This window comes from Streptomyces sp. NBC_01498 (genome assembly GCF_036327775.1).
Lineage (GTDB): Bacteria > Actinomycetota > Actinomycetes > Streptomycetales > Streptomycetaceae > Streptomyces.
Genome location: NZ_CP109598.1, coordinates 6,864,831 through 6,885,932, shown reverse-complemented (window position 1 = coordinate 6,885,932; position 21,102 = coordinate 6,864,831). Strand labels below are relative to the sequence as shown.

Annotated in this window: 14 protein-coding genes and 1 pseudogene; 4 read left to right on the top strand and 11 right to left on the bottom strand. The window is 73.3% G+C overall.

Features of this window, described 5'->3' with window-relative positions; translation table 11 throughout:
* Window positions 1-134 precede the first annotated feature (134 nt).
* From OG875_RS29405 to OG875_RS29385, 5 genes and pseudogenes are all read right to left on the bottom strand, one after another.
* Entirely contained in the window at window positions 135-1,034 is a 900-nt protein-coding gene (locus OG875_RS29405; RefSeq protein ID WP_330177264.1) for a sugar phosphate isomerase/epimerase family protein, read from the bottom strand.
* On the bottom strand, window positions 1,031-2,251 hold the full coding sequence (locus tag OG875_RS29400) for an ABC transporter substrate-binding protein (protein WP_330177263.1): 1,221 nt from the start codon (window positions 2,249-2,251) through the stop codon (window positions 1,031-1,033). The genes OG875_RS29405 and OG875_RS29400 overlap by 4 nt, the downstream gene beginning before the upstream one ends.
* Window positions 2,248-3,360, bottom strand: a complete 1,113-nt coding sequence (locus tag OG875_RS29395; RefSeq protein ID WP_443079222.1) for an ABC transporter permease — start codon at window positions 3,358-3,360, stop codon at window positions 2,248-2,250. The genes OG875_RS29400 and OG875_RS29395 overlap by 4 nt, the downstream gene beginning before the upstream one ends.
* Window positions 3,357-4,325, bottom strand: a pseudogene (locus tag OG875_RS29390) (ABC transporter permease); the annotation flags it as partial. The pseudogene OG875_RS29390 and the gene OG875_RS29395, both read right to left, overlap by 4 nt.
* Before the next feature lie 28 nt (window positions 4,326-4,353).
* Window positions 4,354-5,907 (bottom strand): sugar ABC transporter ATP-binding protein, encoded by a 1,554-nt coding sequence (locus OG875_RS29385; protein WP_330177262.1) that lies wholly within the window; start codon window positions 5,905-5,907, stop codon window positions 4,354-4,356.
* Between the two features lie 207 nt (window positions 5,908-6,114).
* On the opposite strand from OG875_RS29385, the gene OG875_RS29380 reads away from it, so the two are divergent.
* Together OG875_RS29380 and OG875_RS29375 are read left to right on the top strand one after the other, a co-directional pair.
* Entirely contained in the window at window positions 6,115-7,320 is a 1,206-nt protein-coding gene (locus OG875_RS29380) for an ROK family transcriptional regulator (protein ID WP_330177261.1), read from the top strand.
* A 350-nt stretch (window positions 7,321-7,670) separates the two neighbouring features.
* A complete protein-coding gene (locus OG875_RS29375; protein ID WP_330177260.1) occupies window positions 7,671-9,671 on the top strand; it encodes an N-acetylmuramoyl-L-alanine amidase in 2,001 nt (666 codons plus the stop codon).
* A 319-nt stretch (window positions 9,672-9,990) separates the two neighbouring features.
* On the opposite strand, the gene OG875_RS29370 is transcribed toward OG875_RS29375, so the two are convergent.
* The 4 genes from OG875_RS29370 to OG875_RS31085 form a co-directional block, all read right to left on the bottom strand.
* Window positions 9,991-11,106, bottom strand: coding sequence for a baeRF3 domain-containing protein (locus OG875_RS29370; protein ID WP_330177259.1), 1,116 nt, complete (start codon window positions 11,104-11,106; stop codon window positions 9,991-9,993).
* 200 nt (window positions 11,107-11,306) lie between these two features.
* On the bottom strand, window positions 11,307-13,637 hold the full coding sequence (locus tag OG875_RS29365; protein WP_330177942.1) for a glycoside hydrolase family 95 protein: 2,331 nt from the start codon (window positions 13,635-13,637) through the stop codon (window positions 11,307-11,309).
* A 205-nt stretch (window positions 13,638-13,842) separates the two neighbouring features.
* Window positions 13,843-14,343 (bottom strand): hypothetical protein, encoded by a 501-nt coding sequence (locus OG875_RS29360; protein ID WP_330177258.1) that lies wholly within the window; start codon window positions 14,341-14,343, stop codon window positions 13,843-13,845.
* Window positions 14,267-14,599: a DUF397 domain-containing protein gene (locus OG875_RS31085; RefSeq protein WP_443079297.1), complete on the bottom strand. Its 333-nt coding sequence runs from the start codon at window positions 14,597-14,599 to the stop codon at window positions 14,267-14,269. Before OG875_RS31085 ends, OG875_RS29360 begins: the two co-directional genes overlap by 77 nt.
* Before the next feature lie 520 nt (window positions 14,600-15,119).
* On the opposite strand from OG875_RS31085, the gene paaK reads away from it, so the two are divergent.
* Window positions 15,120-16,406 (top strand): phenylacetate--CoA ligase PaaK, encoded by a 1,287-nt coding sequence (gene paaK / locus OG875_RS29350; RefSeq protein WP_330177257.1) that lies wholly within the window; start codon window positions 15,120-15,122, stop codon window positions 16,404-16,406.
* Between the two features lie 21 nt (window positions 16,407-16,427).
* Here paaK and OG875_RS29345 read toward each other — a convergent pair whose 3' ends face one another.
* Window positions 16,428-17,534 (bottom strand): calcium:proton antiporter, encoded by a 1,107-nt coding sequence (locus OG875_RS29345; RefSeq protein ID WP_330177256.1) that lies wholly within the window; start codon window positions 17,532-17,534, stop codon window positions 16,428-16,430.
* Window positions 17,535-17,685: 151 nt separating this feature from the next.
* Here OG875_RS29345 and OG875_RS29340 point away from each other — a divergent pair, with 151 nt between their 5' ends.
* Entirely contained in the window at window positions 17,686-19,512 is a 1,827-nt protein-coding gene (locus tag OG875_RS29340; protein WP_330177255.1) for a serine hydrolase, read from the top strand.
* A gap of 66 nt (window positions 19,513-19,578) precedes the next feature.
* Here the strand turns inward: OG875_RS29340 and OG875_RS29335 are convergent, their stop codons facing one another.
* Complete coding sequence (locus tag OG875_RS29335) at window positions 19,579-21,033, bottom strand: MFS transporter (protein ID WP_330177254.1); 1,455 nt, start codon at window positions 21,031-21,033, stop codon at window positions 19,579-19,581.
* Window positions 21,034-21,102: the final 69 nt, after the last annotated feature.

The following is a 21,102-nucleotide window of genomic DNA, read 5'->3' as shown; positions in this document are numbered from 1 at the left end:
CGGACCCGGCGTACTCGGGCGTACGTGGCCGACTCCGACAACACAGGGGGCACCTCCCGTAACCCCCTCGGGGGCTACGGGGGAGAGCGTGCGTGCCGGGCGTCGCGCGCCCGGTCATATGCGTCGGACACGGTCTACGGAAGGGCGGCGAGCGTGCGGCGCAGGAACGCCAGCCCGTCGGTGGCGAGCGTGTCCTGGCTGGTGGCGAGGGGACGCCAGACGGAGGCGGCCACGGCGATCGCGTCGTTGTGCGCGGTGAACGACTCGACGCACAGCGGCCCCCGGTAGCCGCTCTCCGCGAGGGCCGTGAGGAAGCCGGGCCAGTCGAGGTGGTCGGCGCCGGGCGCGCCGCGGTCGTTGGCGCACACCTGGACGTGGGCGATCCGGCCGCCCGCCTCGCGTACGGCGCCGGGCAGGCCGCGCTCCTCGATGTTCTGGTGGTAGACGTCGAGGGCGATGCCGACGGCCGCCGGGTCCAGGCCGTCCAGCGCCGTGAGGCACTGGGCGACGGTGTTCAGCAGACTCGTCTCGTACCGGTTCAGCGGTTCGACGGCGATCGTCACGCCCGCGTCCCGCGCGTGGGCGGCGACGGGCGCGAGGTGCTCGCGCCACTCGGCCCACGCCGCCGCGCGCTCACCGTCCGTCATCCGCCAGGCGCGTCCGACGGCCGTGTAGACCGGGCCGGCCACGACGGGCGCCCCGAGGGCGTGGGCCGCGTCGACGCAGCGCCGCAGATAGTCCTGGGTGGCGCGCACGGTCGCCGCGTCGGTGGCCACGAGGTCACGGCCGGGCGGCATGACGGCGACGACGGCCGCCGGGGCGAGCCCGGTGGCGTCCAGCAGCTTCGCCGTGGCGGCGGGCGCCCAGTCGCCGGCCCGCTCCAGGGGGAGTTCGACGCAGTCGAAGCCCCAGCCGGCCAGCTTCGGCAGCGTCTCCGCGAGGGCCGCCCCGTCGACCGGGGAGTGCCAGATCCAGGGGTTGGCGCCGAGCGCGAAGGGCGGGAGCGCCGGGGAGGTCCCGGCCGGCCCGGTCACCTGCCGCCCCAGTCCTTCGGGAATCCGGGCATCGACTCGCAGCCGCACATCGCGTAGTGCAGCGGCGGCATGCCGGGCTTGAGGTAGTCGCCCAGGTTCTCCTGCGTGACGGTCGGCTGCGGCAGCTTCCACTCCTTGGGCACGTCCTCGCCCTTGAGGACGTCCAGCGCGGCGATGACGGCGGTACGCCACTGGAACGTCGGGTACGCGGGGGCGATCGCCGTGAGGTCCTTGTCCCGCCACGCCTGGAGGAAGTCCTGCTGGTCCTCCCCGGTGATCGGCGGGACGTCCTTGCCGGCGTCCTCGAACGCCTCGACGGCGGCGACGGCGGTGGCGCCGGAGTCCATCCACACCCCGTCGATGTCGCCGTGCCGGGTGAGCGCGTCGGTCACGACCGCCTTGGTCCTGGCCGGGTCGCCGTCGGTGAACTTCACGTCCACGACGTCGAGTTCGCTCCGGTCGAAGGCGACCTTCGCCGCCGACCAGCGGGTCTCCAGGACGTCCACGCCGGGTGAGATGCGCAGTGCCAGGATCTTGCCCCTCGGCTCGACCTTCTCGACGAGGAAGTCGGCCGCCACCGCGCCGTACGCGTAGCCGCCGATCGGATTGACGAAGGTGACCGCGCAGTCGGTCTCGACGCCCCGGTCGAAGACCACGACGGGCAGCTTCCCGCAGGCCTGTTCGACGGCGGGGGTGAGGGTGGCGGTCGTGTTCGGCGAGACGATCAGCGCGTCGCAGTCGCGTCCGGAGAGTTCCTGGATGTCGGAGATCTGTTTGTCGTCCTTGCCCTGGGCGTCCAGGACGGTGAACTCGGTGATCTCCCGGTGCAGTTCGACCTCGGCGCGCATGTTCTTCAGGCCCACCTGGCGCCAGGGGTTGAAGACGCCCGCGTTGGAGAAGCAGAGGGCGATGTCGTCCGGCTCGTCCGTCCGGTACTGGGAGGTGTCCACCATCTGCGGGCTGAGCATCTGCTCCCAGGGCTTGTCCGCCGGTCCGTGCGGCCGTTCGTCGGCGAGGGCCAACTGGTGCTCGTACTCGGCCTGTTCGAAGAAGCTGGACTGTTTCCCGGTGCCCGCGTCCGCGGTACTCCCGGTGCCCGGGGCGGCCGGGGGCCGGTCGGGGGGCGCGTCGCTGGTGCAGGAGGCGACGAGTACGGCGCCGAGCAGGGCGGCGCCCGCGGCGAGCGCCCGTCGGCGGGCGGTGCGTAGGACGGTCATGAGGCTGTTCCTCCCGAGGGGTGCGTACCGGTGGGTGGGGTGACACCGGGTGGAGAAATGCCGGGCGGGGCACTGCCGGGCGGGCCGGCGCCCCGAGCCGCGCGGCGGGGCCGGCCGGCCGCGCCGAGGCCGACGGCGGCGATGACGATGACGCCCTGGACGGTGGACTCCAGGGCCCCGGAGACACCGTGCAGGTTGAGCAGGGTGAACAGCGCCTGGAGGGAGAAGGCACCGGCCATGGCGGCGACCACCGAGCCGCGTCCGCCGCCGAGGGCCACCCCGCCGAGGACGACGGCGGTGATGGCCTCGAACTCGTAGCCCCGGCCCGCCTGCGCGGAGACCCCGGAGAAGCCGCCGACGAGGACGGCGGCGAGCGCGGCGGCGGTGCCGGACAGGACGAAGGCCACGGTCCGCACCCGGGCCACGCGGACTCCGGCGAGCGCGGCGGCGCGGTCGCTGTCGCCCGTCGCGACGAGCGTCCGCCCGAAGTCGGAGCGTGTCACCAGGACGGCGGCGGTCCCGGCCAGCAGACAGGCGACGACCGCCCAGGGCAGGACGCCGAAGGCGGTGCCCCGGCCCGCCTCGCGGAAGGCGTCGGGCAGGACGCCCTGCGGTGAGCCGCCGGTCCAGAAGAAGACCGCGCCTTCGAGGATCAGCATCATGCCGAGGGTGGTGATGAACGACGGCACCCGCAGGACCGTCGTGATCAGCCCGCTCACCAGCCCGGCCAGCGCACCGGCGGCGAGCAGGACCCCGGTGACCACCGGCCAGGGGGCGCCGGGGAAGGAGCCGTACAGTTCGGCCGCCACGACCACGCCCGCCGTGACGACCGCGCCGACGGACAGGTCGAACTCGCCGCCGACGACGACGAGATACTGCCCGGCGGCCAGGATCACCAGGGGCGCGGCGCGCTTGACGAAGGAGAGGAAGCTGTCGGGCCGGTAGAAGCCCGGGTCGGTGATCAGGAGGGCGAGGAGCAGCAGGGCGAGCAGCGCGAACACGGGGGCACCGGCGCCGAGGGCGCGGGCGACCCGGCTTCCGAGGGCCGCCGTCGAAGCCTTCCCGCGCCCGGTCCCGGCCTCGCTCGCGGTGGTGCCGGGGGTGTTCACGCGGTCCGCCCTTCCGTCGGTGCCGCGGACGGCTTCGGGGTCCGCCGGGGCCGGGCGTAGAGGGCGACGGCGGCGATGATGACGACGCCGCGTACGACGTTCTTGAAGAACGGGTCGACGGACAGCTGGTTGAACACGCTGTCGAGTACGGCGAGGACGAGGACGCCCCCGAGGGTGCCCGCCACTCCCCCGCGTCCTCCGGCGAGGGCCGTGCCGCCGAGGACGACGGCGGCGATCGACTCCAGGTCGTAGCGTGCCTCGGTGCCGGCCCAGGGGGCGCCCGCGCCCAGTCGCGCGGCGAGAAAGAGGGCGGCGGCGCCGACGCACAGCGAGCACAGGACGTGGGCGAGGACGACGGTGCGTCCGGTGCGTACGCCGGAGAGCCGGGCGGCGTGTGCGTCGCCGCCGGTGGCGTACATGTGGTGGCCGGGGCGGGTGCGCCGGGTGATGAGCCACATCAGGGCGGCGACGGCGGCGAGCAGGAACACCGAGACGGGGACGGGGCCGACGCGGTCGTAGCCGAGGCGCTGGAAGGAGGCGGGCACCTCGCCCGCCGGTCCGGTGTAGGTGTCCTCGATCCAGCCGCGCAGCACGAACGCCGTGCCGAGGGTCGCGATGAAGGCGTTGACCTTGAGCCCGGTGACGACGAGTCCGTTGGCGAGCCCGACGGCGGCGGACAGCGCGAGGACGGCGAGGACCGCGAGCACCACACCGCCGCTCGCCATCGTCTCGGCGGCGACGAGGGTGCCGAGGCTGATGAGGTAGGCGACGGACAGGTCCAGGGAGCCGGTGAGGACGACCACGGACTGGCCGACGGCGACCAGGCCGAGCGCGACGCAGTTCTGGAGGATCGCGACGGTCGTGGTGGTGGTGAGGAAGGTCCCGCCCTGGGCGGTGACGACGATCCAGCCGAGGACGGTGACGGCGAGCGCGGCGAGCCAGACGCCGACGACGGGGTCCTTGAGGGAGCGGCGGGAGCGGACTCGGTGGTGGTCACGCGGCGCCTTCCTGTCGGGGACTCGCGGAAGGGTTCTCGGACGGGGCCTCGGAGGGGGCCGCGCGCTCGTCGGGGCCGTCCGGCCGCCGCCCGGCCGTGGCGAGGCGCATGACGCTCTCCTCCGTCGCTCCCGCGGGCAGTTCGCCCACGAGACGCCCGCCGGACATCACCAGGATCCGGTCGCTCATCCCGATGAGTTCCGGCAGTTCGGAGGAGATGATCAGTACGGCGAGTCCCTCGCGGGCGAGTTCGCGCACCAGGGTGTGGACGGCCGCCTTGGCCCCGACGTCGACGCCGCGCGTGGGCTCGTCGAAGAGCAGCACCCGCGGGCCCGCCGCCAGCCACTTGGCGATGACGACCTTCTGCTGGTTGCCGCCGGACAGGAACCGGACTTCCTGGTCCTCGCCCCGGGACCGGAGCCGTACCCGGTCGAGGAGGGCGCTCACCCCGGGTCCGGCCGGGGGTCTGCCCCGGACGGCGACGGCACGGGTGACCAGCAGGGTGTTGTCCCGTACCGACTGGTGGAGCACCAGCCCCTCGGCCTTGCGGTCCTCGGTGACCAGGGCGACACCGGCGCGGATCGCCCGGCGGGGGGTCGACGGCCGCAGCGGTACTCCGTCGACCGTCATGGTGCCGGTGGTGAAGGGCGCGGCGCCGAAGAGGGCGCGGGCCAGGGACGTACGTCCCGCCCCCTGGAGGCCCGCGACGCCGACGATCTCGCCCGCGCGCAGGGTGAGATCGATGCCGCTGACGCGCGCGTTGCCGCCGCCGGTGACGGTGAGGCGTACGCCGCCGATCTCGCCGGGCCGGGCACGCGGCGGGTAGTACGCGGTCAGTTCGCGGCCGACCATCGCGCGCACCACGGCGTCGGGGGTGGTGTCGGCGGTGCGCACGGTGGTGACGTGACGGCCGTCCTTGAGGACGGTGACACGCCCCGCGAGGTCGAAGACCTCGGTGAGGCGGTGCGAGACGTAGAGGATGCCGAGGCCGCGCGCGGTGAGCCGGCGCACCAGGGCCGACAGGAGCGCGACCTCGTGCCCGGCGAGCGGGGCGGTCGGTTCGTCCATGACCAGCACCCGGACGTCGGAGGCGAGCGCCTTGACGATCTCGACGGTCTGCTGCCGGGCGACGGACAGGTCCTTGACGGGCGTGCGCGGGGTGATGCCCGTCGTGTCCAGTTCGGCGAGCAGTTCGGCGGTGCGCCGCTCCATGGCCGTACGGTCGACCAGGCCCCGGCGGGTCGGTTCGCTGCCGAGGAACACGTTCTCGGCGACGGTGCGGTGGGGCAGGAGCGCGAACTCCTGGTGGATGACGCCGATTCCGGCGGCCCGCGCCTGGCCGGGGTGGCGGAACGCGTGCGCCGTTCCGTCCAGGGTGATGGTGCCGGTGTCGGGGGTGTGTTCGCCGGCCAGGATCTTCATCAGGGTGGACTTTCCGGCGCCGTTCTCGCCCACCAGGGCGTGGACCTCGCCGGGCCGCAGGTCGAGCCCCACGTCGTGGAGCACCCGCACGCCGAGAAAGCTCTTGGACACGCCCTGCATCGTCAGCATCCGGTGCTCCTCGACGGCTTCGACGGGGTGGTTTCGACGGTTCTCGACGGGCTCCTCGGTCGCGGTCTGCTCTGCAATGTCGTGACGGGGCTTTGACCTGTCAAGGGTTCAAGGGCCTTTCTTTTCAACGGAGTTGACGGGGACTTGGGTCGCCCGGCGAACCAACGGTGTCTTGTGAGCGGCGGAAGTCGTCCCTAGGGTGAGGCCATGCCCGCACCGCCGGACCGCAGCGGTCACGCCGTCTCCCACACGCCGGGCGAGGTGCTCACGCTGATCAGTTCCGGCGCCGCGGCGACCCGCGCGGATCTCGCCCGGATGACGGGTCTCGCGCGCTCCACGGTCGCCCAGCGGGTGGACGCGCTCATCGCGCACGGTTTCGTGGACGAGTCGGGACCCGAGTCCGGTGACTCCACGGGCGGCAGGCCGCCGCGCAGACTGCGGCTGCGCACCCGCGAGCACGCGGTGGCGGGTGTCGACCTCGGCGCCTCGCACTGCCGGGTGGCGCTGATGGACATCGGCGGGACGACCCTGGCCACCCGGGAGGACCCGCTGTCGATCGGGGACGGCCCCGACCCGGTCCTGCGCCATGTGGAACACACACTGCGCGCGCTGCTGGAGGAGGCGGGGCGTGATCCGCGCACGCTGCGGTCGATCGGGGTGGGGGTGCCGGGGCCGGTCGAGTTCTCGACGGGGCGTCCCGTCGATCCGCCGATCATGCCCGGCTGGCACCAGTACCCGATCCCCGAGTTCTTCGCCTCCCGCTTCGGGGCGCGGGCGCTGGTCGACAACGACGTGAACGTGATGGCGCTGGCCGAGCAGCGGCGGGCCTTCCCCGAGACCCGTTTCCTGCTCCACATCAAGGTCGGCACGGGCATCGGCTGCGGCATCGTCGCCGACGGCAGGCTGCACCGGGGCGCGCAGGGCAGCGCCGGCGACATCGGGCACATCAAGGTCGGCGAGCGGGAGGACGCCTGCCGGTGCGGCAACTTCGGCTGTCTGGAGGCGGTCGCCGGGGGCGCGGCGATCGCGGGGCGGCTGGCGGCGCTCGGGCTCGACGCCGTGTCCGGCCGTGATGTCGTACGGCTGGTGACGTCGGGCAACCGGGACGCGCTGCGGATGGTGCGCGAGGCGGGCCGCGCGGTCGGCGAGGTGCTGGCGGGGCTGGTGAACTTCTTCAACCCGGACACGGTGGTGCTGGGCGGGGCGCTGGCCGCCGTGCACGACCAGTTGCTCGCGGGCGTACGGGAGGCGGTGTACCGGCGGTCGAATCCGCTCGCCACACGGGTGCTGCGGATCGAGCCGAGCCGTACGGGCGAGAACGCGGCGGCGCTCGGGGCGGGCATCCTGGCGATCGAGCACGCGCTGTCCCCGGCGCAGGTGGACCGGCGGCTGGCCGGCGGGATCCCGGCGTGAGACGCCCCGGCGGCTCCGGGGCGACCGGCCGCCGTCCCGCTTCCCGACCTGCTGTCAGCCGTCGGTGAACGTCACGGCGGGATCAACATCGTTCAGTTCCGGGCGAGTCCGGACATTGGTTCACACCACTGACGCGCCGCAGGCCCGTGGCCCGCCAGGGCCGGAACGGCCGCGACACACGCCCTGACGTGCGAACTCGGCGCCCTCACACATGATTGACGGATCGCCGCCGAGCCGATACCCCTGTACCCCTGCCCTGTACTTCGCACCCCTCCCTCGTCCCGCACCACCGGTCCGGTGCCGAGTACGGTCCCACGGGCGCTTCGCGCACCATGTCTCCGGAGGCCGTTTTGCCAGGTTCGACCCCCACATCCGCCAGAAACGTCCGCGGCCGCGCGCTGCGCACCGCGGGCGCCGTCGCCTCGGTGGCCCTGCTGCTGCCCCTGGTGTCGGCCTCCCCGTCCGCCACCGCCGAACAGCCCGCCGAGGGCTCCCTCCAGCGGGACTTCGCCGCGGCGGCGGACCGGTACGACGTACCGTCGAGCATCCTGCTCGGTGTCTCCTACCTCCAGTCGCGGTGGGACACCCACAGCGGGGCGCCGAGCGTCACCGGCGGCTACGGCCCCATGCACCTCACCGACGCCCGGACCGCGATCGCCGAGGCACCGCACCACTCGCACGGCTCGGAGGACGCCCGCGGCGACACCTCCCGCCCGGTGCGGACCGGGGCACCGGACTCCGTCCGGCAGGCCGTCGTCCCGGCGAACTCCGCGCTCCCCGCGCGGCTGCGCACCGTGGACCGCGCCGCGAAGCTCACCGGCCGCCCCGCCGCACAGCTCCGGCGGGACCCCGCCGCCAACATCCAGGGCGGCGCCGCCCTGCTCGCCGACGCCCAGCGGGCGCTCGGCAAGCCGCTGAGCGCCGACCCGGCCGACTGGTACGGCGCCGTCGCCCGCTTCTCCGGCGCCGACGACTCGGCCACCGCCGCGACGTACGCCAACGACGTGTTCGCCGTGATCCGGGACGGCCAGCGCCGTACGACCGACAGCGGGCAGCGGGTCTCGCTGCCCGCCACCCCGAGGCTCGCCCCCGACCCCGCGCAGATGAAGAAGCTCGGGCTGCGCACGGCGGACACCGGGGCCACCGAGTGCCCGCCCACCGTGGCCTGCGAGTGGATCCCGGCCCCGTACGAGGAGTTCGGCGAGGGCGACTACGGCAACCACGACAAGGCGAGCCGGCCGGAGGCCGGGTCCCCGTCCATCGACACGATCGTCATCCATGACACCGAGGCGACCTGGGACACCACGCTCCAGCTCGTCCAGGACCCCACGTACGTCTCCTGGCACTACTCGCTGCGCTCCTCCGACGGCCACATCGCGCAGCACGTCCCGCTGAAGGACGTCGGCTGGCACGCGGGCAACTGGTACGTCAACTCCACCTCGGTGGGCCTGGAGCACGAGGGGTTCCTGGTCTCCCCGGACGCCTGGTACACCGAGGCGATGTACCGCACGTCGTCCCGGCTGGTGCGCTACCTCGCCGACCGGTACGACATCCCGCTCGACCGGCAGCACATCATCGGCCACGACAACGTGCCGGGCACCACCGCCTCGACCATCGCCGGGATGCACACCGACCCGGGCCCGTACTGGGACTGGGCGCACTACTTCGAGCTGCTGGGCAAGCCGTTCAAGGCGGCGGGCGGACGCAACCCGGGCATGGTGACGATCCGTCCCGACTACGCGTCCCACCAGCCCGTCTACACCGGGTGCGTGACGGCCGGTCAGGCGTGCGCGCCGCGCGGCTCGGGCGCGGTACGGCTGCACACCGCGCCGGACGCCTCCTCGCCGCTGGTCAAGGACATCGGTCTGCGGCCGGGCGGCGGTGACTCCACGACCGGCGTCAACGACCTGGGCGCGCGGGCGTCGACGGGCCAGCAGTACGCCGTGGCCGGACGCGAGGGCGACTGGACGGCGATCTGGTACCTCGGCCAGAAGGCGTGGTTCCACAACCCGGCCTCGGCGCCCACGGCCGTCGGTGCCACCGGGCGGGTGCTGACGCCCAAGCCCGGTCTCACGGAGGTACCGGTGTACGGCAGGGCCTACCCGGAGGCGGCGGCGTACCCGGCCGGCATCCCCGTCCAGGCGATCTCGCCGTTCCCGTACAAGCTGCTCGCGGGCCAGACGTACGTGGTCGGTGACCGGGTGCCGGGCGCCTACTACTTCGCGCCGGTCTTCGACACCACGGGCCACCGGGTGGTCAGCGGGCAGGAGCGGTACTACGAGATCCAGTTCGGGCACCGGATCGCCTATGTGAAGGCGTCCGACGTCCGAGTCCTGCCCTCGGGCCGCTGACACGCGGCTCTCGCAGGGCCCCGGGCGCCACCGGTCTGTGGGGGGCCGGTGGCGCCCGGCTCGTTCTTCCCGCCGCCGGGCCGTGTCCGACACACGGTTTCCCGGCGCGCGGCGTCCGGCACGCTCGCTGCGGTGTCGGAGTCGGAGTCGGCCGCGTACGCGCGGGTCATTCACGACGCCGATCCTCCGCCGGGCGATCGCGCGCACCGCGGGGACATCAGCCGCTCCACGACGGGCGCACGCCCCGCCCCGGGGGTGGACGACACCCGGTGTCGGACACGGCCCCGGGCGTCCGGCCCGCCCCTCCCGGCCGGGCGCGTCAGTAGCGCAGCTCCGCCGCGATCCGGCCGTGGGCGGCGAGCGCGTCGTCGTCCAGGAACGCGACCTCCGCGCCGCCGTCCAGGGCCGCCTCGACGAGTTCGTCGACGATGTCGTCCTGGACCTCACGGCCGGGGGCCGCCCCGTCCTCGCCGCCGACCGGGATCAGCCGTCCCCCGGCGACCCGGGCGGTGCGCTGGAAGTGCTCCTCCACCGCCACGAGCCCGGCGCGCCGTTCGCGTACCGCCTCCCACACCTCGTCCAGACCGGCGGCGAGGGTACGCCGGCCCCGGGCCGCCACGAGCCGGTCCAGGATCTTCCGTGCCTCGCCGCGCGCGTGCACCGCCACCACCGGCCGGATCGCGGCGGCCAGCGCGTGCGCCGGGCCGTCCGTCAGACCGCCCTTGGCCAGCCGCCCGTCGGCGGAGCGCGCGGTGGTGCCCGCCTCGTCCAGCAGGGCGAGCGCCGGGGCCACGCCCACCAGATGGACCGGCCGGGGGCGGGCGGCGAGGACGGCCGTCAGGGCGTCGTCCACGGACCGCAGGAACTTGCGGGTCTCCTCGTCGGTGAAGGTGCTCGGGGTGTCGCCGATCCGTTCCTCCCGCTCGGTGTCCCACGCCTCCTCGGGCGCCCGCATCGGGAAACCGTCGGCGCGGTGCTCGCGCAGCGAGCCGCCGACACCGCTCCAGAGCGTCGCGCGGTCGGCGGCCACGGCCAGGACCCAGTAGGGGCGCGTCTGCGCGGTGGCGGCGACCAGGTTCCGGGTGAGGTAGGTGTCGCTGACGACGACCGACTCGGGCGCCTCGCGCGGCAGGTACCAGACCTGGTGCTCGTCGGCGTCGGCGAGGATCACGAGCCCGTCGAGCCGGTCGCGCGGGTCCACCTCGGCCGCGGCCCGGTCGAGCTGTGCCCGCACGGCGAGCCGGGCCGTCCTCGGGACGTCCGGGTCGGCCTCCATCCGGCGCTCGGCCTCGGCGAGGCCGTTGCGCAGCCGCACCGGGTCGCCGTCGTACCGGGGCTCGTGCCGGTGGGTGGGCATCGTCAGGGACACCGCCGGGTAGGGCCGCCGTGCGCGCAGTGTCCGCAGGACCTCGGGCGTCAGATCGTTACTGTCCATGCTGCCCCTTCGCTCGGCGGAGATCCGGCGCCGGCGAGCGGCCGGCGTGGAGTCCCCGGACCTGCTTCCAGTCTGCGCGACGGCGCCGACATCCGCAGGGGCGCGGGCCCCGGGCGCGGCCCGGATCCCGGGCACGCGGCGGGGCCCCGTCCCTGGCTGCCGCCGCTGCCGGGAACGAGGCCCCTCGTGACCGCGTGCCGTCAGTGCCGGCCGCGGTCCGCTGTGAATTCGTAGACCTGACCGGCGCGGGCGCGGAACGTCTCCTCGCCCCCGGGCAGCAGGGTGCTGCGCAGGGTCAGGCTTCCGGTGCGGCTCGCCGTGAGGACGATCCGGCTCGCCCTGCCGCCGGCCCAGGTGATGTCCAGGGTGGCGCCGCCGCGCGCCCGCAGTCCGGTGACCGAGCCGTCGGGCCAGGACGCGGGCAGGGCGGGCAGGACCTCGATCGGGCCGTGCTGGCTCTGGAGCAGCATCTCCGCGACGCCGGAGGAGGCGCCGAAGTTGCCGTCGATCTGGAACGGCGGGTGGGTGTCCCAGAGGTTCGGCAGCGTGGAACTCCTCAGCTGCTCGGTGAGCATCTTGTGCGCGTGGTCGCCGTCCCGCAGCCGGGCCCAGAAGTTGATCTTCCAGGCCTTGCTCCAGCCCGTACCGCCGTCACCGCGCGCGGTGAGGGAGACCTTCGCGGCCTCGGCCCACTCGGTGCCGACCTCGACCTGCCGGCCCGGGTGCAGGGCGAAGAGGTGGGAGACGTGCCGGTGGTCGTTGTTCTCGTCGTCCAGGTCCTCCTTCCACTCCTGGAGCTGCCCCCAGGACCCGACCCGCAGTCCGGGATCGAGCTTGCGCAGCGCCTCCCGGAGCCGCCTGCGGAACCGGGGGTCGTCGCCGAGGATCTGCGAGGCTTCGAGCGTGTTGGTGAACAGGTCGTGGACGATCTGCTGCGACATCGCGGCACCGGCCGTGAAGTCGCCCTGCTCGGGCGAGTAGCTGGGGTTGACGACGAGCTTCCCGTCGCGCGGGTCGGTCCGCAGGAAGCCGAGCCAGAACTCGGCGGTCTCCTTCATCACCGGGAAGGCGGTGGCCCGCAGATAGTCCGCGGAGAGGTTGAACCGGTAGTGGTCGTACATCTGCTGGGTGAGCCAGGCACCGGCCTCCGGGAACCAGAACGAGGTCGGCCAGGTGTGCAGGCCCGTGAAGCCGTACGGGTTGGTCTCGTTGTTCACCACCCAGCCGTCCGTCTCGAACATCTCCCGCGCCGTGACCCGGCCGGGCGCGCGCATCGAGTCGACGTACTCGTCGTACGGCACGGTGGTCTCGGCGAGGTTGGTGACCTCGGCGAGCCAGTAGTTCATCTGGAGATTGATGTTGACGTGGTAGTCGGCGTCCCAGGGCGGGTTGGTGACGTTGTTCCACACGCCCTGGAGGTTGGCGGGCAGCGATCCGGCCCGTGACGAGGCGATGAGCAGATACCGGCCGTACTGGAAGTAGAGCGCTTCGAGCGCCCGGTCCGCCGCGCTCGCGCCGCCCGTGTAACCGGAGAGCAGCCGGTCGGTCGGCAGGTCGGGCAGGGCCTGGCCGATGTCGAGGGCGACCCGGTCGAACAGGCCCCGGTGGTCGGCGACATGCTCGGCGCGCAGGTCCTCGTAGGAGAGGGCGGCTGCCCGGTCGACGGTCCCGGTGACCCGGGTGTGCGGGTCGTCGGTGCGGTAGTCGGGGTAGGTGTCGGCGTAGTCGGTGCCGGCCGCGAGGACGAACCACGCGCTGTCGGCGCCGGTGACGGTGAGGGTGCCGTTCCCGGCGGTGACGGTGCCGCCCTGGGTACGGACCCGGAGCTGGCCCTCGAAGATCAGCCCGTTGTTCTGGAGCCTGCCGCGGATGGTCAGCCGGTCGCCGCTCGCGGTGGCCGTGTAGTCCTGGCGGGGGGAGGTGTAGCGGAGGGTGAAGCCGACCTTGCCGGGCTGGTCGGCGGCGAACCGGCCCGCGATCACCCGGCCGGGGTGGGAGGCGAAGAACTCCCGGGTGTGGACGGCGCCCTGGTGGGTGTAGGTGACCGAGGCGAGGGCCGACGCGATGTCCAGGGCGCGCCGGTAGGAGGCGTCGGGGCCGGCGGGCGCTCCGGGGACGTCGATCAGCAGGTCGCCGAAGACGTTGTAGGACCCGAAGTTGTGCTTGGGCTGGCCCAGTTCGGCGACGACGTCCTCCGGGGTCATGGACCCCTCGGCGTCGATACGGTCCTGGATTCCGCGCAGCACGCCGGGGCGGGGGCTGGTCCAGTTGCCGTGGTCGTAGTCGGGCGACCCGGGCCCGCCGGTCCACAGGGTCTTCTCGTTCAGGACCAGCCGCTCGGTGGCGAGCGTTCCGTAGATGCCGGCACCGAGCGCGCCGCTGCCGATGGGGAGGCTCTCGCGCTCCCAGTCGGCGGCGGGCTTGGCGTACCAGAGTGTCAATTCATCGGAGGGGTCGGCGGCTACGGCTCTCCCGGCGAGAGCAGGTACACCCAGTGCCAGAGCACTGGTTACGCCGAGGGCGGACTTCATCGTGGTTCTGCGGGTGATGCCCTGAGTCATGCGGCAGACGTTAAAAGTCCGATGACTGAATTGGCAAGGCACATGACAAAACCTCGCGGCAGCCATTTTCGCCACCGCGAGGTGAGGGGGTGCGGAACCCGCCCGGGAGGGAGCGCGGGAACGGAGTGCGGGAAGGGGCGCCGGCCGGTCCGCGCCGGACGCGGACGCGGCCCGTTCAGCCCTGCTGGAACAGTTCGGCGGGCAGGGGCTTCAGCAGCGCGTAGAGATCGTCGGTGATCGGCCGGTCCCAGCTGGCGATGGTGACGAGGACGTTGTCGCTGCGGTCGAACTGCACGCAGGCGATACGGGTTTCGGAGAGCTTGAGCCGGCGCACGATCAGCAGGTTGTCGCCCTGCATCACCGGCACGTCCTCCGAACCGACGACGTCGACCTGTTCCTCGTTCTCCAGCGCGATCAGCAGCTGCGCGACCTCGAACGGGACCTGGCCGTCCGCCAGCTCACGGGCCGGTGATCCCTCGGGCAGATTGCCGATGATCATCGCCGGGCCACGTCCGCCGAACAGGTCGTACCGCAGGAAGACGCCCTGACAGCTGCCGTCGGGGGCGGGCAGCAGACCGGCGCCCAGATTTCCGGGCCAGTCACCCGGGTCCATGGCCAGGACGTCGAAGTCCGGGCCCGCGGGTGTGGCGGCGCTGCGGCGGCGGAGGAAGGACATGCCGCCATGGTACGTCTCGCCGGGGCCCCGGCGACCCGGGACCCCGGGCCCGGGAGGGGGCCGCGGGAGACGGTCGGGTGAGGTCGAACTCCCCCGTGCGGGCGTCGAGTACGAAGGCCCGCCACTCCGCCGGGCCGAAGATCGGCGAGGGGTTCTCCGGCCCGCCGCCGTCGCGCATGGCGACGCATCCCTCGACGAGGGCGATCCGGACGGCTACCCGGCCCCGACTGCCCGAGCGCCGGTCGGCCCGGCTCAGGCCCGGCTCAGGCCCGGCTCAGGCCCGGCTCAGGCCCGGCTCAGGCCCGGCTCAGGTCCGGCTCCGGCTCGTTCCGGCCCGTCGGCGGCTGCCCGGACGTGCTGCCGCCGACCACGTCCCGCTCCCTCCGGTTCGTCGTCCGGGGCCGGACCGGCGATCGTTTCCGGTCACCGACGGGCCGCTGCGCGGACCCTCCTCAACACCCGTACGCAGCGGCCGGGTCGGCGGCCGTACAGGCTCGTTCCGGCCTGCGTACGCGCGCCGGGGCGCGGCACGGACGACCGCCCCGACGACCACGGGCGGCACCGGTGGAACGACGGCCGGGACCGGCGGCGGGAGGCCCACCGGCCCGCCACCGGCCTGCCGCCGGGACACGGGTCCGGGGCGCGTTCCGGACCTTGACGCCCGTGCGGAGGGCTGGATTACTGAGCGGGAACGAAGATCGACCGAATGATCGGTCGCCCGTCCGCCGGCCCGTCGGGCGGTCGGCGGGCGGCCACGGAAGAGTCGGAGATCAGCCATGACGGTTCTGCTGGACGACGGGGAGCGGCTCGGCCGGGACGCGCTCGAAGCGTTGCAGCTCACCCGGTTGCGGGCGACGCTGCGCCAGGCGTACGACAACGTGCCGTTCTACCGCCGCTCCTTCGACGCGGCGGGGCTGTCGCCGGACGACTGCCGCTCGCTCGCCGATCTCGCCCGCTTCCCCTTCACCGCCAAGTCCGACCTGCGGGACAACTACCCCTTCGGGATGTTCGCGGTCGACCGGGCCGACGTCCGCCGTATCCACGCGTCCAGCGGCACCACGGGCCGCCCGACCGTCGTCGGTTACACCCAACGCGATCTGGACACCTGGGCGGACGTCGTCGCCCGGTCGATCCGGGCGGCGGGCGGGCGGCCCGGCCACACGGTCCATGTGGCGTACGGATACGGCCTGTTCACCGGCGGTCTGGGCGCGCACTACGGGGCGGAGCGGCTGGGCTGCACCGTGGTCCCCGCGTCGGGGGGCATGACCGCCCGGCAGGTCCGGCTGATCACCGATTTCCGGCCGGAGATCATCATGGTCACCCCCTCCTACATGCTGACGCTGCTCGACGAGTTCGAGCGCCAGGGCGTCGATCCCCGGTCGACCTCGCTGAAGGTCGGCATCTTCGGGGCGGAGCCGTGGACGGAGGAGATGCGGCGGGAGATCGAGGAGCGGTTCGCCATCGACGCCGTCGACATATACGGCCTCTCGGAGGTCATGGGCCCCGGTGTGGCGCAGGAGTGCGTGGAGACGAAGGACGGCCCGCACATCTGGGAGGACCACTTCTATCCCGAGGTGGTCGACCCGCTCACCGGCGAGGTGCTGCCCGAGGGCGAGGAGGGCGAACTGGTCTTCACCTCGCTCACCAAGGAGGCGATGCCCGTGATCCGCTACCGCACGCGTGATCTCACCCGGCTGCTGCCGGGCACGGCACGGGTGTTCCGGCGGATGGAGAAGATCACCGGGCGCAGCGACGACATGGTCGTGCTGCGCGGGGTCAATCTCTTCCCGACCCAGATCGAGGAGATCGTGCTGCGTACGGCGGGGGTCGCCCCGCATTTCCAGCTGCGGCTGACCCGCGAGGGGCGGATGGACGCGCTGACGGTGCGGGCGGAGGCACGGGCGGGTGCGACGCCGGAGCGGCGCGCGGAGGCCGCGCGCGCGATCGCGGCGGCCGTGAAGGACGGGATCGGGGTCTCGGTGGCGGTCGAGGTGGTGGACCCGGAGACGCTGGAGCGGTCGGTGGGCAAGATCAGGCGGATCGAGGACCTCAGGACACCGTGAACGGGGGCGGCGGCGCGGGTGTCACGGGCTGACCGCGAGGAACACGAACGCCGCGAAGATCGCCAGGTGGACGCCGCCCTGGAGGAGGGTCGCCCGGCCCGGGACGACCGTCAGCGCGCCCACGACGACGGTGAGCGCGAGCAGCACCATATGGGTGGCGTTCAGCCCGAGCACGAGCGGTCCGGACAGCCAGACGCCGGCGAGCGCGATGGCGGGGATCGTCAGGCCGATGCTGGCCATGGCCGAGCCGAGCGCGAGATTGAGGCTGGTCTGCACCCGTTCGCGGCGCGCCGCCCGTACGGCGGCCAGGGTCTCGGGGGCCAGCACGAGCAGGGCGATGATCACGCCCACCACGGCGTGCGGCAGCCCGGCCGACTCCACGCCGGACTCGATGGTGGGCGACACCGCCTTGGCGTCGCCGACGACGGCGATCAGTGCGACGACGAGCAGCACCGTGCTCAGGGCCGTCGCGCGCCGGGTGGGCAGGGGCGCGTGCGCGTCCTCCTCCTTGATCTCGCCCTGCTGGGTGACGGGGAGGAAATAGGAGCGGTGACGGACCGTCTGCATGGCGACGAAGAGGCCGTACAGGGCGAGGGAGGCGATCGCGGCGAAGGTGAGCTGCGCCGGGGAGAACTCGCGTCCCGGTCTGCTCGTGGTGAAGGTGGGAAGCACGAGGCTGAGTGTGGCGAGGGTGGCGACCGTGGCCAGGGCGCCGCCCGAGCCCTCGGCGTTGAAGACGGCGACCCGGCTCCGGAGGGCGCCGACCACCAGGGCGGCGCCGACGATGCCGTTGCAGGTGATCATCACGGCGGCGAAGACGGTGTCCCGGGCGAGGGTGGCGCTCTTGGCGCCGCCGTCGACCATCAGGGTGACGATCAGCGCCACTTCGATGACGGTGACGGCGACCGCCAGGACGAGGGACCCGAAGGGTTCGCCGACCCGGTGCGCGACGACCTCGGCGTGGTGGACGGCGGCGAGGACGGCGCCCGCGAGGAGCAGGGCCACCAGGGCGACCGCGTACCCCGGCAGGTCGCGGCCCCAGCTGAACACCAGGGCCAGCAGGGCGAGCAGCGGTACGACCACCGTCCAGCGGGACCACGGCGCTCGGGTCCCGGTGCGCGTCGTCATACGGCTCACGCTGCCAGAGGTGCCCGGGGCCCGCGCGGTGAGCCGTTCGGCCGGGAATCGCGCGGTCCCGCGGTCGCGGGCCGGGCGTGAGCGGGCGAGTAGCCTCGGGCGGCGGGCCGGGTCGGACGGAGCGTCAGGAGGGGTGTGCCGGATGAGCGGGGACACGGTGGGCGGCGGAATGAGCCGGCGGTGGCCGGGCGGCGGCACTCCGCCGCCCGGTGGCGCGCCCGCCCCGGCGCCGGTCCCGTTCGCCGGCAACGCCACGGCCCGGGGCCCGGAGGCGTCCGGCCCGGCAGACTCCGGCCCGGCAGGCTCCGGGCGCCCGGCCCCGACGCTGCGGCGCGGCTCCCCGGCGCGGGCCGGTCTGCTGGCGGGCCCGCTGGAGCGGCTGGTCACGGAGGCCGAGCGGTTCCTTCACCCGTCCCCGGCGCACCCCTGGTACGCGGGGGCCGTCCTGCTGGCCGGGCGGGGTGACACGGTCGCCCTGCACCGGCCCCTCGGCATGGCCGTGCGCTACGCGGCGTACGACGAGACGACCGACACCGGTGTCGAACTGCCGCCGGAGCGGCGGATCCCGATGGCCGAGGACACCGTCTTCGACCTGGCGTCCGTCTCCAAGCTGTTCACCTCGATCCTCGCCGTGCGGGAGACCGAACGCGGGGCGCTGGCCCTGGGGGAGCGCGTCGCCGCGTATCTGCCCGAGTTCGGCGGCGCGGGCAAGCAGGACGTCACGGTCCGGCAGTTGCTCACGCACACCTCGGGCCTCGCGGCCTGGATCCCGCTCTACGAGGAGCCCACCCGGGAGGGGAAGCTGCGCCGGCTGTGGGCGCAGGCCCCCACGAGCCCGCCGGGCACCGTCCACCGGTACTCCGACCTCAATCTGATCTCCCTCCAGCTCGTCCTGGAGGAGATCACCGGCCGCACGCTGGACGTCCTGCTGCGCGAGGAGATCACCGGGCCGCTCGGTATGCGCCGTACGCGTTTCAACCCGCCCGCCTCGTGGCGGCCGGGGATCGCGGCCACCGAGGACGCACGGCCGCCGTGGTCGGGGCTGGACCGGGGCCTGGTGTGGGGCGAGGTGCACGACGAGAACGCGTACGCGTTCGGCGGCGTCGCCGGTCACGCGGGGGTCTTCTCGTGCGCGTGGGACCTGGCGGTCCTGTGCCGGACACTGCTGAACGGCGGGGCCTACGGGCGGGCGCGCGTCCTGCGTCCGGAGTCGGTGGAGCTGATGTTCACCGCCTTCGACACCGGCTTTCCCGGCGATCCCCACGGGCTGGGTTTCGCACTCGGCCGGCACTGGTTCATGGGGGCGATGGCGACTCCGCGTACGGCGGGGCACACCGGCTTCACCGGGACCAGTCTCGTGCTCGATCCGACGACCGACTCGTTCCTGGTGGTGCTCGGCAACTCCGTTCATCCGGTGCGCGGGTGGCGGACGGGCAGCGCGCCCCGGGTGGCCGCCGGCGACCTGCTGGCGCGCGCGGTGCCGGTCACGCCGGTAGGGGGCCGGACCGCCTGGTTCTCCGGCATGGCCGCCGGGACCACCGCCACGCTCACGCTGCCCGCGCTGCGCCTCGCCACCGACCGGGCGCGGATGCGCTGCCACCTGTGGTGGGACACCGAACCCGGAACGGGGGTCCTGGCGCTGGAGGCGTACGGCGCGGACGGCGAGTGGCGGCCGGTGCCCTTCACCACCACCCACGCCGGTGCGGAGACGGGCACCCCGCACCCCGAGGGTTCCGTCTCGGGCTGGTCGGGCCGGGTCTGGCACCGGCTGGACGCGGAGCTGACCGGCCGGCGCGGGCATGACGTAAGGCTGCGCTGGCGGTACACCACCGACGGCCCGTACGTCGGCCGGGGTGTCTACGTGGACGGGCCCCGGATCGAGGACGGCGGCCGTACGGTGTTCGACGACGCCCGCCCCGGGGACGCCGCCCGGGTGGAGCCGGACGGCTGGAGCGTGTCGGCCGACTGACCGCGCGCCCCGCGTCCCTTGTCCGGCGCACGCGTCCGACGTGCCACGTCCGGCGGGCCGCCCGGCTCAGTCGCGGGCCGACAGGGGCCGCGCGATGTCCTCCAGCGACCTGCCCTCGGCGGCCACGGCGAAGAGCACGGCGACCACACCTGCGGCCACCATGAGCGAGGCGCCCACGCAGAACGCGATGACGGCATCGCCGACGACCCCGCTGCTGGTGAGGCTCGCGAACAGCAGCGGCCCGGAGATGCCGCCCGCCGCCGTACCGACGGCGTAGAAGAACGCGATCGCCAGGGCCCGGGTCTCCATGGGGAAGACCTCACTGACCGTCAGATAGGCGGAACTCGCCCCGGCGGAGGCGAAGAAGAGCACCACGGCCCAGCAGAGGGTCATGGTGGTCGCGTCGAGCCAGCCGTTGCTGAAGAACCAGGCGGTGAGGAAGAGCAGCAGCCCCGAGATGATGTACGTGCCCGCGATCATCGGCCGGCGGCCCACCGTGTCGAACAGCCGCCCGAGCAGCAGGGGGCCGAGGAAGTTGCCGAAGGCGATGGCGGCGAAGTAGTAGCCGGTGGAGCCGCTCGACACGTCGAAGAAGTTCACCAGGATCGTGCCGAAGCCGAAGGTGATGGCGTTGTAGAGGAACGCCTGGCCGATGAAGAGGGAGAAGCCGAGGACGGATCGCTTGGGGTAGACACGGAACAGCGTCTTGGCGATCTCCAGGAAGCCGATGCTCCTGCGCTGCTCGATGGTGATGGACGAGCCGGGTTCCGGCAGTTTCTTCCCGGTCTCCCGCTCGATCTCGCGTTCCGCCCCGGACACGATCTCCTCGGCGCCCTCGTCCTGCCCGTGGATGAACATCCAGCGGGGGCTCTCGGGGACATGCCTGCGGACCAGCAGGATGACAAGGCCGAGGACGACGCCGAGCGCGAACGTCAGCCGCCAGCCGACGTCCTTGGGGAAGATGTTCGTGTTGAGCGCGAGGACGGAGAGCAGTGCGCCGCCCATCGCGCCGAGCCAGAAGCTGCCGTTGATGATGAGGTCGACCCGGCCCCGGTACTTGCTGGGGATGAGTTCGTCGATGGCGGAGTTGATCGCCGCGTACTCGCCGCCGATACCGAATCCGGTGAGGAAGCGGAAGAGGAAGAACCACCACGCGGAGAAGGAGATCGCCGTCAGCGCGGTCGCGACCAGATACACCGCGAGGGTGATCAGGAAGAGCTTCTTGCGGCCGAACCGATCGGTGAGCCAGCCGAAGAAGAGCGCGCCCGAGCAGGCACCCGCCACATAGAGGGCGGCGGCCAGGCCGGTGACCTCGGCGTCGGTGATCGGCAGGCCGCTGCCGTCCTCGGAGAGGCGGCTGGCGATGTTGCCGACGACGGTGACTTCGAGCCCGTCGAGGATCCACACGGTGCCGAGGCCGATCACGATCATCCAGTGCCACCGGGCCCACGGCAGCCGGTCGAGCCTGGCCGGGACCTGGGTGGTGACGGTCCCGGTCACGGGGGATCCGCTCGGACTCATGGTCTGCCTCCTCGCTGGCGGCAGCGCCTTCCGCGCCGCTGACGCCGGGTCCGTGTACCCGGCGGCCTT